A 14,472-nucleotide genomic window follows, 5' to 3' on the forward strand; every position below is an offset into this window, starting at 1 on the left:
GCCCCGAATGTCACAAAAAAATTAACGGTTATTCTAACGCAAATTTTCAGGGAAATTAGGTACAATCGGCTTTATTTTGCCAAGACTGGATACACTGCAAATGAAAGTGACCCTGCCTCCTTTTGAAAAAGCCCGGGTGTTGGTTGTGGGTGATGTGATGCTGGACCGATACTGGAGCGGCCCTACCGGACGGATTTCGCCGGAAGCCCCGGTGCCGGTGGTGAACATCAAACAGCTTGAAGACCGTCCGGGCGGTGCTGCCAACGTGGCGCTGAACATTGCCGCCTTGGGCGGGCACGTGACCTTGTGCGGCCTGGTGGGACATGATGATGCGGCAACATCGTTGACCCGTGGCTTGCAGGTACAGGGAGTGGTGCCTCATTGGCTACAAGTGGAAGACAAGCCCACCATTACCAAATTGCGGGTGCTCAGTCGCAACCAGCAGTTAATCCGGCTGGATTTTGAAGAACCCTTTAGCGCCCAGCAAAGCCAGCAGCTGTTGGCCGCCGCCATCCCGCAACTGGCAAACTGCAATTTGCTGATTTTGTCGGATTACGCCAAAGGCGCCATTGATGATCCTCGACTGCTGATAGAGGCGGCGCGCCAGCAAGGGATCCCGGTGCTGGTGGATCCCAAAGGTAGCGATTTTGCCCGTTATCGCGGCGCCAGCCTTATCACGCCGAACATGAGCGAATTTGAGGCCGTGGTGGGCAAAGTGACATCCGAAGCGGATTTGGTCAGCAAGGCCCGGCAGCTGATTAGCCTTCATCAGCTGGATGCATTGCTGGTTACCCGCTCAGAGCAGGGCATGACGTTAATCACTGCCGCTGGGGATGAACTGCACATTCCTACCGTGGCTCGGGAAGTGTATGACGTGACCGGTGCCGGCGATACGGTGATTTCCGCCTTGGCAAGCGCGTTGGCGGCCGGGAGCAATCTGCCTCAGGCTTGTGCACTTGCCAATACCGCCGCCGGCGTGGTGGTGGGCAAGCTTGGCACCTCTACCGTGAGCCGCATCGAGCTGATTGACGCATTATCGCTGCGCCATGGTGAGTCCGGTTTCGGGGTGATGAGCGAAGAGCAACTGGTGTATGCGCTGGAGCAAGCCAAACTGCGTGGCGAGAAAGTGGTGATGACCAATGGCTGCTTTGACATTTTGCATGCCGGGCACGTGTCTTACCTGAAAGAGGCCAGAGCCCTTGGCGACCGGCTGATTGTGGCGGTCAATGATGATGACTCCGTGCGGCGCCTTAAAGGTGCTGGGCGCCCGGTGAATAACGTGGCCCGGCGCATGGCGGTGCTGGCGGGGCTGGCAGCGGTGGATTGGGTGGTGCCTTTTAGCGAGGATACCCCGCAGCGGCTGATTGCCCGCTTGTTGCCGGATTTACTGGTAAAGGGCGGGGATTACCGGATTGAAGAGATTGCCGGTGGACAGGAAGTGATGGCCGCTGGCGGCAGTGTCAAGGTGCTGGGGTTTGAAGACGGCATTTCCACCACAGCCATTATTCAGCACATCATGGATAAGCCTTAATGCTGGGCAGCCTGTTGGCGGCCACCCTGTTTTGGGTGGATGTGGGCCCCAAACAGGCGTTGGTGTGTCCGCCAGCGGCCATTGACGCATGTCTGGCGGCGCTGCCTTGGGATGTGCAGCAACAACTGCCCCGGGATGCTGGCCGTTACCGTGAGGCACTGGCATTGCGTGCTGCAATGGCGGTGGCGGTGGTGCACGAGGATGTGGCCGGCATGGTGCTGTGGGCGCCGCAGCGCTTGGCCCACAGTGAAAGCGCCATGTGGAATAATCAGGTGTATCAGCTGCCCTTGCAACAGCAACCCGAGTTAACCCTCTGGCATGAATTGGGGCATCTTGAAACCAAACGGCTGCAGGGCACGGTGTTGCCTGCCAAGCTTACCCCTTTGGAGCAGGAATGGCTGGCGGATTGTTACCTGCTGTGGCGCAGTGCCAGGGCAACGGGCAGCCTGGCACTGGCATGGCAGCAATACCATCGGCGCAATCTGGCAGTGATGTCCCACATCGAAAACCTGTCCCACTGGAGTGCGTTATACCTGTTGCCCGTATTGCGGCATTACACGGTAGCCAAGCTTGCCGCCTTTACCCGATTTGATGATTTTGCCGCGGATTTTTTCCCGCGGGTTGAGCGCTATGATGCAGATGCCATTGCTGAATTTTCCAGCTTGCTGCAGCGGGTCTTCAGTGCTGCCAGTCTGCAACCCTTGCCGGATTACATGTTCTGGCGCCGCCCGGCCTTGGGGCGCATATTACAGCCCACACTGGTGCATTTGATGGGCCGTCAGGCCGCAAACAGCTGGTTGCAGCAGCAACACATGCCGCCATTGTCACCTGTGGTTCAGCTAACTGAATCTGCCCTGAACAAACCGTAAAAACCCCCCGTGATAGCGGTTTTGCTAGGAGCCATGAGCCATTTCCTTTGGTAAGCTTTTGCGCAACTAATAGGATGATTGCATCAGAGGACATGACAATGGCGAAGCGTTCCAGGGCTCAGACCGAACTTACAATTCAGCAGATTATGGATGAGGCTTTTCGTCAGATCCTCACGATTGGCTTTGAGAATATGTCCTACTCCACCTTGGCCGATGCCTTGGGGATCAGTCGCACTGGTGTCAGCCACCACTTTCCCCGCAAACTGGATTTTTTGTTGCGGCTTAATGAGCGGATTGGCGAGCACTTCATTTCGGCGCTGGATTTTTCCAGCTGCAAGGCATTGCAGCATTCCTGGCAGCAGGCCATGACCCAGCCGGAGCAACAAGCGGTGTTGCGTTTGTTTTTCAGTATCTGCGGCCGCCCTGAAGAGGACATGCCGGAGTTTTGCGCCGTGGAGCAGGCCTTGCAGCAAGCTGAGGCCGCTTTGGGAACAGAAGGGCGGGAGCAGGTTCGGGAACTGCTTGGCACCAGTGCCTTGCAATTTTCCATGGCATCATTACTGAAAAAGGCCGCTTAAGCTCAGCGCTTCCAGACAAGGCTGTGCTTTGTCTTTGGCATTTTGTCTTGTTGGAAAATGACGGTTTTTTAATCATTGCATCCAGTTTAAAAACTGTGCTAGTGTCCCGTTATCGGTAAAAACGGGATATGGATCACATGAGTCAGGCGTTGCGAGTCATCACCTTGTGGTTAGTCGGCATTATGCTGACCCTGTCGCTCGTGGCGTTCTCTTCTGCCGTTTCCGTTACATCTCCCGGGTTAAGCGCCAGTCAGCCGTTGTTGGCCAATACCTTCTCGGATAGCTCCATTCCGGCATTGTTGCCGGATGAACTGCCAGAATCCGAACCCTTTGTGGGCCATGCATCCGTTCAGCTTGCCGGATTAAAAAGCGCCAATGGGTTGATACATCCTGGTATCTCTCCCTCTTGTAGTTTGGCCCTGGCCATTTTTCCCCAGGCGCTCACCCGGGCGCCACCCGCCTTTGCCTGAATACCAATTTCGTCAATCAAATTGAGTTTTCAAGCGGAGGTGCGTCATGAAAACATTGCACACTTATACCCTGGACACCCTGGAAATTAATGCCCATTACCGTAGGTTGTCAGCACAATCTGCGGCGAGCAGCGCGTTGATTAATGTAAATGCTCCCCAACAGATGGCGTTACATGCCGATATGTCCGTACCAGATGCCTATAAGGTGATGACGGCTGAAAATGCCATGGTGAACTACGTGATTAATGATCAGAACAAGCTGTTGGGCATCATCACCCGTCATTGGTTATCTAGCGATAATTTGGTGAGGTACACGGATAAAACCCATGGCCCTGCTTTTTGGTGCGTGGCCGATGTGATGTTGCCCATTGCCGAGCTGCCGGTGGTTGATGCGGTATCCTTAAGGGATTGCAGCGTGCTGGATGTACTGGATACATTCCGCCGTTTGCAGCGGGATTTTTTGCTGGTGCTCAATCGCCAGCAGCAGATTTTGGGGTTGCTGAGCGCTGAAGACATCTTGGGGCGTTTGCGTCATGCTCCCCAATTGCGGGATCAGGGCGGTGAGGTGTTGGAAATCCTGCGCCAGTTACGGGAAAGCCATGGCTTTGACAGTGAACAACAGCTTTATGCCCGATAGGCGTTGGTTATCGTGGATAAAAAAACCGGTGGCTCAAGCCACCGGTTTTTTGTTTGCCTTTATAAGGATTACAGCGCGTTGAGGATTGCTGTTACAGAGTCTTTGGCATCACCAAACAACATCTGGGTGTTATCCTTGAAAAACAGCGGGTTTTGCACTCCGGCATAGCCGGTATTCATGGAGCGCTTGAAGGCAACCACATTGTGGGCTTTCCATACTTCCAGTACTGGCATCCCGGCGATAGGGCTGGTGGGGTCTTCTGCGGCAGCAGGGTTAACGGTGTCGTTGGCACCAATGACCAGTACGGTATCGGTGTCTTCAAAGTCATCGTTAATTTCATCCATTTCCAGCACGATATCGTAAGGGACTTTGGCTTCAGCCAGCAGTACGTTCATGTGTCCCGGCAGGCGGCCGGCCACCGGATGGATGCCAAAGCGTACCTTAACGCCCAGAGAGCGAAGTTTCTGGGTGATTTCCGCTACCGGATACTGTGCCTGAGCTACCGCCATGCCATACCCGGGGGTGATGATGACGGAGCTGGAGTTTTTCAGCAGCTCGGCCACTTCTTCAGCGGAAGTTTCCCGGTATTCACCCATCTCTTCATCACCTGTGCTGACTGCACCATCAGTACCAAAGCCGCCGGCGATGACCGAAATGAAGGAGCGGTTCATGGCCTTGCACATGATGTAAGACAGAATGGCACCGGAAGAGCCTACCAGCGCACCGGTAATGATCAGCAGGTCGTTTGACAGCATGAAGCCTGCAGCGGCAGCCGCCCATCCAGAATAGGAGTTCAGCATGGACACCACTACCGGCATGTCAGCGCCACCAATGGATGCCACCAGATGCCAGCCAAAGGCCAGGGCAATCAGCGTCATCAGCAGCATGGCAAAGGTGTTGCCCCCGGCATTGACGAAATACAGCATCAGCAGGAAGGATACGACCACTGCCAGCAGGTTCAGCTTGTGGCGATGGGGCAGCATCAACGGTTTTGATGAAATCATCCCGCGCAATTTGCCAAACGCCACGATGGAGCCGGTAAAGGTAACCGCCCCGATAAACACACCCAGGAAGATTTCCACCAGGTGGATGTTGAGCATGGCACCTGTGAGCTGGGCATGTTGTGCCGCTTTGGCTGCCTCGTTAAAGGCGGCGGTGGCAGCCTCCAGCGTGGCTTGCAGATCGGAGCCTGCACTGACCACCACACTGGTGGTGGCTTGTGGATGCAGGTCGATGAAGCTGTTAAAGCCCACCAGCACCGCTGCCAGGCCTACAAACGAGTGCAGGATGGCGACCAGTTCTGGCATTTGGGTCATTTCCACTTTCAGTGCCAAGCGTATGCCAATGGCACCGCCAATCACCATGGCCAGGATAATCCACTGCACACCGGTGGTTTCCGGGTTCAAAATGGTGGCAATCAACGCGATTGCCATGCCGGTGATCCCCAGAATGTTCCCCTGTTTCGCGGTTTCCTGTTTGGAAAGCCCCGCCAGACTCAAAATGAAACACAGGGCTGAAACGATATAGGCCGCTGTTACTAATCCTTGAGACACGATACTTCCCCCTTAACCTTTACGGAACATCTTCAGCATGCGCTGGGTGACGGTAAAGCCACCAAAGATGTTGATACTGGCAATAAGCACAGCGAAAAAGGCAAGTCCTGTGACCAGTGCCGAGCCTTGACCTATCTGTAACAGCGCCCCCACCACGATAATGCCTGAAATGGCATTGGTGACTGACATCAACGGAGTATGCAGCGCATGGGTCACGTTCCATACCACGTAGTAACCCACCACACAGGAGAGCAGGAACACGGTAAAGTGTGACAAAAATTCTGCAGGCGCCACCGAGGCCACGGCACCAAAGGCCAGTGCGCCAATGGCACCCCACAGGTATTTCATCTTGGATGGCGCTTTTGGCGCGGGCGCTTCTTTTGCAACCGCTTTGGCCGGCTGTTTTTGCGGCGCCGCCGACACGGAAATTTTTGGTGGCGGGAAGGTGACTTCACCGGCCTTGACCACGGTCATGTTGCGCATCACGGTATCTTCAAAGTCGATAACCGCATTGCCGTCTTTCTCTTTGCACATCAGCTTCATCAGGTTCACCAGGTTGGTGCCATAAAGCTGGGATGACTGGGCAGGCAAACGTCCCGGCAGATCGGTGTAGCCGATGATTTTCACCCCATTGGCGGTGGTGAAGAGTTCTCCGGGCTTGGTATATTCGCAGTTCCCGCCAGCGGCGGCTGCCATATCCACAATCACCGAACCCGCTTTCATGGTGTCCACCATCTCTTTGGTGATAAGGCGTGGCGCCGGTTTCCCGGGGATCAGCGCGGTAGTGACAATAATGTCCACTTCTTTGGCTTGCTGGGCAAACAGCTCCATTTCCGCCTTGATGAACTCATCGCTCATCACTTTGGCATAGCCGTCGGAAGACGCGCCGTCTTCGCCGCCAAAGTTCAGTTTCAGAAACTCGCCGCCCATGGACTCAATCTGTTCAGCCACTTCAAGGCGGGTATCAAAGGCCCGCACAATGGCGCCCAAAGAGCCGGCAGCACCAATGGCCGCAAGACCGGCAACCCCGGCACCAATAACCAGCACTTTGGCGGGTGGCACTTTCCCGGCAGCGGTGATCTGGCCGGTAAAGAAACGGCCAAACTCGTGGGCAGCTTCCACTACCGCACGATAACCACCGATGTTGGCCATGGAGGACAGGGCGTCCATTGACTGGGCCCGGGAGATGCGTGGCACCATGTCCATGGCCATCACATTGATGTTGCGCTGGGACAGCTTTTCCACCAATTCAGGGTGTTGGGCTGGCCAGATAAAGCTGACCAGGGTGGCACCATCTTTGATTTTGGCAATCTCTTCTTCTGTGGGCGCATTAACCTTGAAGATGAAATCCGCTTGCCAAACTTCTGCTGTTACGGCAGCGCCTGCAGCTTCAAAGGCCGCGTCATCGAAGCTGGACAGCATCCCCGCACCTGCTTCTACAACAACCTCGAAGCCGAGCTTTTTCAATTGCTCAACGGTGGCCGGTGTCGCAGCGACCCGGGTTTCACCGGGGAGAATCTCTCTCGGTATTCCAATTTGCATGACTGATTCCTGATGATTGGTAAATAAACATCCGCCCGCAGGGTTCCCGCAGCAGGCGGATAAAAAAGCGTTGTGCCGGGCACTTACAGACAACTTGTTACAATAACGTGAAAGAATTGTCCGCGGGGCCAGCTTACTAGACTACTCCATTTTTTGCGAACCAACAGTCTTCCTTTTACAGCACATTTAATGCTAGGGGCATTGTCGCAACTCCCGCTCCGGAAACAAGTCTATCATCGTTCCATCTGCACTTTTCTTAGCTGGTCGGAGCAATTAGTTTGCGCTGCAGCACAAAAATCACATTTATTTGTACTGTATCAGCTGTTGTTTTGTGCTGGCATGATGAAAGTCGTGTTTCATGGCGTTTTCTGCCCGTAAAGCGTGTTTTTGGCTGAATGGCAAGCCATTACCTTGATGAATTTCATGATGTTAGCATTATTTTCACTGTTCCAAAAAGAGACGGTTCAGGGAAATAACAGCATATTGCCAGTTTGACGGAAATTGTTAGTTATTTGTTAATTCTCATATAATTATCCCTCGAGAATTATTGAAAATTTATTTTAAAGCACGGTTGGTTGAAGATTGTTGATCAGCCTCCTGCCAAATGGTGGCGTCCCTAATGCCGGGATTGGCTTGCCGCCAGAAAATGCTGCTGCAGTGCATCAAGCAAGCTGTCCCACGGGGCTTGGGGCGGCAGTGCCAAGGGCAGATCCGGACTTGTGCCCTTGCCGGATAACAGGTTGCCGTATTTATCGTATGCCAACGAGGCGCTAAAACGCAGCTGAATGCCGCTGGCAGGTAAGCGCACGTTGTATTTGCGGCCCATGTCGCCAGCGGTGGCTTCTCCCATCAATAGTGTGTGGCGCCACTGTTTGGCACTGTGGGCCAACCATTCGCACTCTTCCCGGCAGTCATGACCGATTAACAGCACCAGCCGCTGCTGGGGGGCAGCCGGGGCGGGTGGCAACACGGGCGAGGGTCTGGCAAACCATGGGCTCAGTAACGGATGAGGCTGCGCTGCCAACGCGGCGGTAATCGGCGGGAACAGGCGAAACTGGCGCACCGGCATAAACCCCAAGGGGCTGAGAAAGTCGTTGCGCAGACGGGCTGAGCGATGATAACGGGCGTATCCCATGGGCTGGGTGGCGGGATGCTGGCGGCCGGGTGCCAGCCATTGCAGCAGCAACTGACTGCTGCCTTTGGCCTGGCGCAGATCCAGGATCAGGGTGTTTGCCCCCAAGGCTTTTTTCACATCCCGGCGCAGCTGGGGGTCAATCTCCAGCCGGTCAAGTTGGGTCAGGCGCAGCAGCTGGGTATGGCTGTCCAGCCACTGCCATTGGCTCATGGCCGGCGGTGACAAGGCATTGGCAACGGCGTTGTCAGCCAGCGGCAGGGTGATGTTCCTGGGCGCCATTCGTGGCCCTTCAAGGGTGATGATGACCTGATCTTTGAGCGGCAAGCCCAGTTCCTGGCGCAAGGTCTGCAGTTGTTGCAACTGGCGGGACAACGGCTGCCCCGGCCACAGCATGCGCTGCGCCGCTGCAAGCCATTGGCCCATGGGCAAGCCATCAATATGGCTGATGAAGGGGCGCTGTGAGTCCAGGGGATGATGGCCATCAAGTGCCAGCCATTGTTGTTGCATCTTTTGCAGGGTGAGCGGCAGTTGTCGGGTGGTAAATGGCGGCGCTGACACCGACCCGCCCGGGTCTTGGAGCAGGCTGATAAGCTTGCGCACTTCCGTATTAAAGCGGTTGAGGGTGATATGCTGTGGATAGCGGGCTTGCAGTTGCTGGATGTGCTGTTCGATGCGACCTAGGCGTTCAGGGTAGATGGCACCAAAGGCGGAGTAACGCCTGAGTTGGCGTTGCAGGTGCTGCAAATCCTGGGCAAGTTGGGCATGGGAGATGACATCCTGCGGTAACGGTTTTTGCAGCGCCAGGCGTAACAGTTGCAGGCTGCTGATCAGCAGCGCCAATAAAAACAGATAGAAGATTACCCTGAAGCCCGCTCTCATCCCGTTAATCCCGCCATGCGCCGATTTCGCTCTTGCTTACAACAGGTCATTGAGCGCCACGCCAATGCCAATCCGTTCTGTATGGGCGTTGTAATCAATCAGGCTTTCACCATAACCGTTAAAGTATTGGGCGTAAATGCGCAGGTTGCCCAGAATGGGATAACTCCAGCTGAGCTGCACGGCGCCGCGATTGTGATGGCTTCGCAGGTTGTTGCGTAACATCATGCTGAAGCGGTGACGTCCTGGCCCGTATAATGCCATCAGTTCAATATTGCCAAGATAGGCGTTGATATCCGGATTATCATCGCCGCTGGGGTCGTTGGCGTAGCGTTTTTCTTTTTCCGGTATGCGCCACCAGGCCTTCAGGGAAAAGGCCAACGGGCCCTTGTCAAAAATCATGTTGCCATAAATGCGGTTCCAGCTGCGGGACAATATCCCGGAGCGGCCGTTGGATTGATGCACCACCCCAAGCCCCAAAAAGGAGTTGGTAAAATCCCCCAGCGTCCAGTCGTTATTGAACATCAGCAGAAATTCCGGTTCATGGTTGGTTTCCCGAAACGGAGATGAGCTGTGCTTGTTGTACACCTGCCACCAGGACTGGTTGGTATAGGCGAAAAACAGATGGCCATTGTCGCCAAACAGGTTATAAGCCAGCGGAAATTTAAAACTGAGCTGAAATTTGGCTTCGGTGTGATCCAGCCGGTATTCATCCGGTGCCTGCTCCGGGCTGAGGGGACGCTCGTTGGGGGCGGCGCTGTAAGTGACCGGCAGAAAATAGTTCACTTTATACGGGGTGATCACAAAAGGGTTGCTGGCAGCGCTCAGCTCCTGTGTTACCCGCTGCTCCACCAGCGAGCCCTGGCGATTGTCGGATGTGCCCTCCTGTGTGGGCGGCGTGTGAGAAAGCGGCGCTGCATTCGCGTACTGGCAGCTAAACAGCAACCCAAGCGCTAAAAAGCCCGCGGCGCGAGATGACACATGCATGTTGTCCCTTTCCTCCTGAAAATTGCCAACGGTTAATGGCATGGCAAGTGTAGCATTGGCCCTTCACTTTTTAACAGGGCGCTGCCCCGCTGCCAAGTGCTTCCTGTTGGCTGATGGATGCCGTTGCCCTATTGCAGATGAAAACCCTGTTGCAACAGCGCCTTTAACGCTTCCATATAGGCCAGCTCCTGTTTTGGGGTGACCAGTTGTGCCAGCTCATCGCCCACGGGGGTGAGCCGGTAATAACTGAACAGTAAATGGCTGGTCTTGGGGGTAAGGGTTAACTGTTGCTGCTGTAGTTGCAGGGTGAGGGACTGCTTGCCGTGCAAGATGCCGCTTTCAAATTCGCTTTTATGCAGCAAACCCGCATCCATCAACGTCAGCAGGCTGGAATAGGGCAGGCCGAATTGGGACAACCCCAAATTCACCATGGTATGTTTGCGAAAATACTGCCCCAGTCCGCCGGCAAGGCGGTAACCTGTGAGCAGCTTGCTGCGGGATTCATGGTTGATAGTGACCATCATGCCCAGGGCCTTTTCCATCAGTTGGGCTTCCCTTAACGTCAGCTGTTTTAACAGCGCCAGGGTACGCAGGCTGAAATGGCCGGGATTCACGGTTTCGCTGGCGAGGATCCGGGCCCACAGATCCTGCATCTTGCGGTTGTGGATCTGTTCCGCCATCAGCAAGAATTGGTGAACCCAGTCAGGATCCAAATCAGCGCCTGCCACTTCGGATGAGGAGTAACTCAACGCCATGGCGTAAATGTTTTCCAGGTTCTGCTGGTATTGCTGGCGTTGCTGTTGTAGACGGAAATCGGCCCGCTGCGCCAGGCTGGCATTGGCAGGGTGGTAATCCTGCGTGGATGCCAGCCCCAGAAGATACCCGAGTTTCAGTACCTTTTTTCTGGCGGACATCTGCTGGGAGTCCTCCTTGGCTGGGGTTGTGGTTTGGTTAAGGGGCTGGTTGGCGCTCATGGGGTTATCTGACATAAGCTGGCAATGTCCCTACTATAAGCTGAAACGCTCACCATGTGTGCTGTGCCGTGCAGAAATTCGCCATGGCCGGATGGGGACAAAGGTTTACGTTGCCCTTTTTGTGAACTGTTCGTAATTAATCACTTTTGGTATTACTTACTGGGGGGCGTCGTGATCTTATTCATGAAATCTATGGCATTATTTCCCTAACATACGTTTAGCTAACAGCTTGAACAAACAGGTGTTAATGTGAACAAGACCCTTATTTTATTTTCAAGTGTGCATGGGCAAACCCGTAAAATCTGTGAGTTTATGGCCCAGCGATTAATCCAGCAGGGGCATGATGTGACCCTGGCGGCCATCACGGAAGCACCGGCGCTGGACAGTTTCGAGCGGGTATTGATTGGTGCCAGCATTCGCCATGGCAAGCATAATCCGGCGGTTTACGATTTTATTCGGCAGCATCAGGCGCAGCTGGAAGCCAAGGTGAACGGCTTTTTCTCCGTGAGTCTGGTGGCCCGAAAACCGGCCAAAAACACCCCGCAAACCAATCCGTACATGCAGGCGTTTTTGGCAAAAACTGACTGGCGTCCCCAACTGCTGCAAGTGTTCGGCGGCAATCTGAATTATCAGGGATATGGTGCGATGGATCGTAATATCATCCGTTTCATTATGTGGATCACCAAAGGCCCCACCGATCCGAATACCTGTGTGGAATACACCGACTGGAAAAAAGTTGAGGCGTTTACCGATCAATTTGCAACCGCATAGGAGCGTGTCATGGGTGCAATACTGGAACTGTACCAGCGGCTACAGCATCTGTTGCTGATAGTGCTGTGTGTGTTTTTGCTGGCAGGCAGCGGCCAGCTGATGATGCTGCGAACCGTTCCGGCTAATGCCGGATTCTGGAATCTGAGCCATGTCTGGCTGGGTTTGCTGTGCAGTGTGGTTGCCCTGACATTTTTCATTACCAATATCACCGGTGGTGGCTGGCGCCAGCATTTTCCCGTGCTGGCCGGCAATTGGCATCCTTTGTGGCATGATTGCCGCAACTTGTTCAAAGGCAACATTCCTGCCGCAGGTGGCGTGGGGCTGTTCAGCCTGATTGAAGGGCTGACCATGGTATCGCTGTTGGCGCTTTGCTTCAGTGGTTGCATGTGGTTTGTGATGCAGGGCAGCCGTGCGGCGCTGTTCTGGCGGGATTGGCATCAGTCCCTGGTGTACGTGTTTGTCGCTTTCCTTATTTTGCATGTGGTGTGTGCCTTGAGCCACCTGCTGGATCTTATGCGCGATTGAGCCGTTGCCATTGATGTGATTGCAGGCATTATCCCGAAGGCCGGTCAGCATCAGCTGCCGGTCTTTTCAGTTATGCCGGTAGTTATGCCGGTAGTTATGCAAGAAGCACCGTAATGACGTTTTTACGGTATATTCCAATTTTTATTCAATAATCCCCATTATTGTTACTTTTTGGTTATTAAAAGCTAGTTTTTAACACTCATACATTATATTTATCTAAATTATTTTTTCAAAATGAGTGCGTCCCTTCAGAATTTGTTGTAGAGTTGTTGCCGCTGACACGGCGCTCGCGGATAACCGGGCGGTACGTGCAAGTAGGCGAAATCAGGGATGTGTTTCGCATCAGTTTATGCCCGTGCCGGGCTAAACGTCTTGTGGCCAATGCCACAGCGCTGGCATCAGCCACACCAGGCACAGCTTTCACGCAGGGACAGCAGGTTATGTACATGAACGGCGACAGACATGGCATTGGGTGCCATCCAGTATCGCCCCTTTTCATCATTTCACTTCCTCCTTGCATGCTGTTGCTGCCTCGGCCCTGTGTCGTTTTAGGCTGTGGCGATGTGATGTTCAATGCAGGCTGTGCCCATGCGGTGCCAGTGTTGCCTACATTCCCTGAAACGTCCCCTGAATGGTGATTTTTCAATCTCCCTATGGCTTTAATGACAGCTTTTATCGTGGACGATTAACAGGATCGTTTTTAACTGCTGTCGCGGGGTTTGTGCCGGTGCATGACCCCGTAGCCATTTTTTTATTCCCTTGGGATGTGTCGCCTGTGCGTCATGTCCCATGTTTTGGCATGTCAATTGGGCGCTTGTCAGGTGTAACGCCGGTCATGGTTAACTGGTATAGTGCTGTTGCTTGAATCATCCGTAAAAAGTGCGGCGTAATCACACACATCACAGGTGGCGCGTATGAGTTGGACCACATGGCTTGGGTTGTTGGCAATTTGCGCCTTGGGCGCCATGTCTCCAGGACCCAGTCTGGCAATGGTGGTGCGTCATACGCTAGGTGGCGGCCGGGCACAAGGCATTGCTTGTGCGTGGGCCCATTCCTTGGGCATTGGGGCTTATGCGCTCATTACCTTGCTGGGGTTGGCGGCACTGTTAAAGCATTCGCCATTGCTGTTTAACACCATTGCCCTTGCCGGCGCCTTGTATCTGGCATGGCTGGGGCTAAACGCCTTGTTTGCCAAAGGCGGCATGCAGCAAAAATTGGCGGCAGGAAAACAAACCACTCCCTTACTGGCAGCCCGGGACGGCTTGGCCATCTCGTTGCTGAACCCTAAAATCCTGTTGTTCTTCATGGCGCTTTTTAGTCAGTTTGTCCTGGAAACTCATCAAGGAAGCGGCACCTGGCTGATTGTGGTAACGCCCATTGTTGTGGACGGCCTGTGGTACACCCTGATTGCGTTTACGCTGTCTCAGCCCCGATTGCTGGATAAATTACGTCATAATGCCGGGGTGATAGACAAGCTGACCGGCACGGTGCTGTTGTTGCTGGCACTGCGGGTGGTATGGTCGCTGTAGGGGAAATGTTGAAGCGGGAGTAAGCCATTGGTGGGCGTTACATGTGACAAGGGCGCTCATCAGCGCCCCTTCGTTACCTGGGCTGCGCATCAGGGACGAAATTGCTGCACATCGCTGCTGTCGCCTGTTGCTTCGGCGTTGTCGTCCATTTTACCCGCCGGAGGATTGCTGATGTGATCTTCCAGATTATCATCCAGCATTTCCCGGTATTCGTTAGTAAACCACGTCAGTGCATTGGCTTTTTCTGTTTGCAAATCCGCTGATTTTATCGCGGCTTCAAAGGCGTTGAAGCGTGCTGCGGCAAAGCGCAGGGCCGTGCCCACCTTTCCTAAATCTTCATGTTGTTGCGTCAACTCATTAGCGAGGGCGATAAATTGATCAGCAAGCTGAAAAATAGTGGCTTCGTTGTGATTGGATGATGACATGATATATTCGCTCTTACTTATATTGTGGCGGCACAGATTGTACGCGAATCCGCACCGGCGCCAAGCATTT

At 54.1% G+C, this 14,472-nt stretch carries 14 protein-coding genes; 8 read left to right on the forward strand and 6 right to left on the reverse strand.

What is annotated here, in order from left to right:
* The first annotated feature begins 100 nt into the window (after positions 1–100).
* The 5 genes from hldE (at position 101) to ACIDEJ_RS03325 (ending at position 4,085) form a co-directional block, all read left to right on the forward strand.
* Positions 101–1,531 carry a bifunctional D-glycero-beta-D-manno-heptose-7-phosphate kinase/D-glycero-beta-D-manno-heptose 1-phosphate adenylyltransferase HldE gene (gene hldE, locus ACIDEJ_RS03305; RefSeq protein WP_411986675.1) on the forward strand — a complete coding sequence of 477 codons (1,431 nt, stop codon included), beginning with the start codon at positions 101–103 and terminating at the stop codon, positions 1,529–1,531.
* A complete protein-coding gene (locus ACIDEJ_RS03310; protein ID WP_411986676.1) occupies positions 1,531–2,400 on the forward strand; it encodes a hypothetical protein in 870 nt (289 codons plus the stop codon). Before hldE ends, ACIDEJ_RS03310 begins: the two co-directional genes overlap by 1 nt.
* Positions 2,401–2,498: 98 nt before the next feature.
* A complete protein-coding gene (locus tag ACIDEJ_RS03315; protein WP_411986677.1) occupies positions 2,499–2,978 on the forward strand; it encodes a TetR family transcriptional regulator in 480 nt (159 codons plus the stop codon).
* A 137-nt stretch (positions 2,979–3,115) separates the two neighbouring features.
* Entirely contained in the window at positions 3,116–3,448 is a 333-nt protein-coding gene (locus tag ACIDEJ_RS03320; RefSeq protein ID WP_411986678.1) for a hypothetical protein, read from the forward strand.
* A gap of 46 nt (positions 3,449–3,494) precedes the next feature.
* A complete protein-coding gene (locus ACIDEJ_RS03325) occupies positions 3,495–4,085 on the forward strand; it encodes a CBS domain-containing protein (RefSeq protein WP_411986679.1) in 591 nt (196 codons plus the stop codon).
* Positions 4,086–4,153: 68 nt separating this feature from the next.
* Here ACIDEJ_RS03325 and pntB read toward each other — a convergent pair whose 3' ends face one another.
* The 5 genes from pntB to ACIDEJ_RS03350 all read right to left on the reverse strand — a co-directional run bounded on the left by pntB (position 4,154) and on the right by ACIDEJ_RS03350 (position 11,167).
* Positions 4,154–5,638: a Re/Si-specific NAD(P)(+) transhydrogenase subunit beta gene (pntB, locus tag ACIDEJ_RS03330; protein ID WP_411986680.1), complete on the reverse strand. Its 1,485-nt coding sequence runs from the start codon at positions 5,636–5,638 to the stop codon at positions 4,154–4,156.
* Positions 5,639–5,650: 12 nt separating this feature from the next.
* Entirely contained in the window at positions 5,651–7,180 is a 1,530-nt protein-coding gene (locus ACIDEJ_RS03335; protein ID WP_411986681.1) for a Re/Si-specific NAD(P)(+) transhydrogenase subunit alpha, read from the reverse strand.
* Between the two features lie 616 nt (positions 7,181–7,796).
* Positions 7,797–9,194: a S41 family peptidase gene (locus ACIDEJ_RS03340; protein ID WP_411986682.1), complete on the reverse strand. Its 1,398-nt coding sequence runs from the start codon at positions 9,192–9,194 to the stop codon at positions 7,797–7,799.
* Positions 9,195–9,230: 36 nt separating this feature from the next.
* Positions 9,231–10,172: a phospholipase A gene (locus ACIDEJ_RS03345; protein ID WP_411986859.1), complete on the reverse strand. Its 942-nt coding sequence runs from the start codon at positions 10,170–10,172 to the stop codon at positions 9,231–9,233.
* A 134-nt stretch (positions 10,173–10,306) separates the two neighbouring features.
* Complete coding sequence (locus tag ACIDEJ_RS03350; protein ID WP_411986683.1) at positions 10,307–11,167, reverse strand: TIGR03899 family protein; 861 nt, start codon at positions 11,165–11,167, stop codon at positions 10,307–10,309.
* Positions 11,168–11,401: 234 nt separating this feature from the next.
* On the opposite strand from ACIDEJ_RS03350, the gene hemG reads away from it, so the two are divergent.
* From hemG to ACIDEJ_RS03365, 3 genes are all read left to right on the forward strand, one after another.
* Positions 11,402–11,923, forward strand: a complete 522-nt coding sequence (gene hemG, locus ACIDEJ_RS03355) for a menaquinone-dependent protoporphyrinogen IX dehydrogenase (RefSeq protein ID WP_411986684.1) — start codon at positions 11,402–11,404, stop codon at positions 11,921–11,923.
* 9 nt (positions 11,924–11,932) lie between these two features.
* Positions 11,933–12,448 (forward strand): cytochrome b/b6 domain-containing protein, encoded by a 516-nt coding sequence (locus ACIDEJ_RS03360; protein ID WP_411986685.1) that lies wholly within the window; start codon positions 11,933–11,935, stop codon positions 12,446–12,448.
* A gap of 914 nt (positions 12,449–13,362) precedes the next feature.
* The gene (locus tag ACIDEJ_RS03365) at positions 13,363–13,977 is read left to right on the forward strand and encodes a LysE family translocator (protein ID WP_411986686.1); all 615 of its coding nucleotides are present in this window, start codon (positions 13,363–13,365) and stop codon (positions 13,975–13,977) included.
* 89 nt (positions 13,978–14,066) lie between these two features.
* Here ACIDEJ_RS03365 and ACIDEJ_RS03370 read toward each other — a convergent pair whose 3' ends face one another.
* The gene (locus ACIDEJ_RS03370) at positions 14,067–14,402 is read right to left on the reverse strand and encodes a DUF3144 domain-containing protein (RefSeq protein ID WP_411986860.1); all 336 of its coding nucleotides are present in this window, start codon (positions 14,400–14,402) and stop codon (positions 14,067–14,069) included.
* Positions 14,403–14,472: the final 70 nt, after the last annotated feature.

The sequence above is a fragment of the Shewanella mytili genome (assembly GCF_046765975.1).
In the GTDB taxonomy this organism is placed as follows: domain Bacteria; phylum Pseudomonadota; class Gammaproteobacteria; order Enterobacterales; family Shewanellaceae; genus Shewanella; species Shewanella mytili.